The 2191-nt window shown below is 52.2% G+C and carries 2 protein-coding genes and 1 CRISPR repeat array; both genes read right to left on the bottom strand.

Translation table 11 applies throughout. The features are described 5' to 3' along the window. Positions 1-29: 29 nt before the first annotated feature. Positions 30-841: direct repeats of the CRISPR family, unit length 32 nt; unit sequence GTCGCACCCCGTGCGGGTGCGTGGATTGAAAC. Between the two features lie 18 nt (positions 842-859). Then, a complete protein-coding gene (locus SSCH_RS07385) occupies positions 860-1969 on the bottom strand; it encodes an IS4 family transposase (protein WP_456300459.1) in 1110 nt (369 codons plus the stop codon). Positions 1970-1986: 17 nt separating this feature from the next. After that, the coding region (locus tag SSCH_RS20155; protein ID WP_232294287.1) for a hypothetical protein at positions 1987-2191 on the bottom strand (205 nt) is incomplete at its 5' end.

Here is a 2191-nt window from a genome sequence, read left to right as displayed (position 1 = left end):
TGAAAAGGAGCAGGTATCACTTTGGGAGCGTCGCACCCCGTGCGGGTGCGTGGATTGAAACCCGGATGGCCTTATCCAGGTCCCTCAGAGGCACGTCGCACCCCGTGCGGGTGCGTGGATTGAAACAGGTTAATCTTTCTCTTGATTGGGGGATCTCGCGTCGCACCCCGTGCGGGTGCGTGGATTGAAACTGCCCATTGCTGTCATTATCGGTTCGTTTCCCGTCGCACCCCGTGCGGGTGCGTGGATTGAAACATATCATCGGGTGTGACCCAGATTTCCCGGCCGGTCGCACCCCGTGCGGGTGCGTGGATTGAAACACTCCGGGTGGTATACCCACAGCCACCGCTCTCGTCGCACCCCGTGCGGGTGCGTGGATTGAAACGTGTTGAGGTTTGTTGTATAAATGAGTTCTTCAGTCGCACCCCGTGCGGGTGCGTGGATTGAAACTCGATAATGCTGCTTGCGACCTGAGAAGCATAAGTCGCACCCCGTGCGGGTGCGTGGATTGAAACAGGATATTATGCCCACTGGCATTGAAAGCGTGGTCGCACCCCGTGCGGGTGCGTGGATTGAAACGGTCAATAGCCTGTACTTGTTTCCTGGCCACCACGTCGCACCCCGTGCGGGTGCGTGGATTGAAACCGTGTACTAGCGCACACTTCAGTTGGCGAACCTTGTCGCACCCCGTGCGGGTGCGTGGATTGAAACAAGCCGGTATTGGCGCTGCCAGGGTCGCTGCGGGTCGCACCCCGTGCGGGTGCGTGGATTGAAACCCCTCAACCGCCTGCAACCTACTGAGCACGCCTGTCGCACCCCGTGCGGGTGCGTGGATTGAAACTTTTTGTAGATTATTGACTCAACTTTCGCAGCAACAAATAGCCAGTCGTTCCTTGAAAAACGAGGGTAAATTGCCGATTAAGTAGTCAATCAACCTGCGGATCTCCTGCTCAGCCAGTTGCAACCGCTCGCCTAGGAACCGCTCTAACAGGGTGAGAAGTTTCTGGAGCGCTTCTGTCAGGCTAATGTCCTTGAGCTCATCACAGCAGATGTAGAACAATTGGCCGATGGTTCTCAGGTCTTCACCGTTTCGGCTTTCAAGGGAAAGCATGATGTATCTGATGAACACGATAGCTGTACTTGCTACCATGGAATCGTATGAACGCCCCTGAAACTCTTTGGCAAGTTTCAGGTAGGACTTGGACATCTTGAAGAAAACCTCAATACTCCAGCGTTTGCCGTAGATGCGAACTACCTCTTCATCCGGCAGTTCGGTGTCTGTGGTAAGGAGCGCCAACCATTTCTTCTTGGTTCTCCGGTCTCTAACAAACACGATTTTGGCAGATACCTGTTCGCCGCCTTCAAGCTGTCCGATGCCGACAGTTACAGATGCGAGGATCTTGGCCCTGCCCCGCTTTTTCCGGATGTTGGCATACAGCTTGTTCAGATTCAGCTTCTGCCCCTGGTAGTCGTAATAAACCTTAGGCATCGACTTTAGCATACAGATGGTGTGCAGTTTCTGCTCCCGAATTTTTCTGATCACGGCAGGAAAGGCAAACCAACTGTCGAAAAGGAGGTAACTGGCCGGAACCATGTACGCCCTGGCGCTTTTGAGCAGATCCAGTAAGACATCGGTACTCTTGTGGATGGCCTCCTTTCGTAATCGGTAGCCATTAGTGCGTTTGTCTATAGAATCGTTCATGCCACACAGCCGGTTTGACTCCTTTTCGGAACTGAGCAGGGAAAAGGCTAGCGGCAAGAAGGTGTTGCCGTCCGACCAACCAAGAGTCAGCATCCGGAAACCACGGTCGTATCTGTGCTTAACATGGTCGAAGACCCTGGCCAGCAGTTCCACCGACTTGCTTCGGGACCGACTGAACAGTGAGTCGTCTACGATGAAGACATTAATTCTCTTTTCGTCGGTGAGCGGAACGATACGGCTGCGAATGATTTGGGAACTCAAAAACAAGCAAAAACTTGCGCCAGTTATAGTGGCACTCGTTTAGAAACCGGTAGACAGCGTCTTTTTGAAAGGGGGCTGTGCCGGTATTGATATCCAGATAGCGGTACAGGTTTTTGCCTAAAAAAACTAAGGTCACAAGAAACTGCAATAATTCTTTGCAAGAAAAACCCTTTTGCTTTTTGAAATTCGATTTCACGAGTATTTGACCTATCTTGTGTTCTTTTGAAA

The organism is Syntrophaceticus schinkii, from assembly GCF_000946815.1.
In the GTDB taxonomy this organism is placed as follows: Bacteria; Bacillota; DSM-12270; order Thermacetogeniales; family Thermacetogeniaceae; genus Syntrophaceticus; species Syntrophaceticus schinkii.
This window is presented reverse-complemented; position numbering and strand designations above follow the sequence as displayed.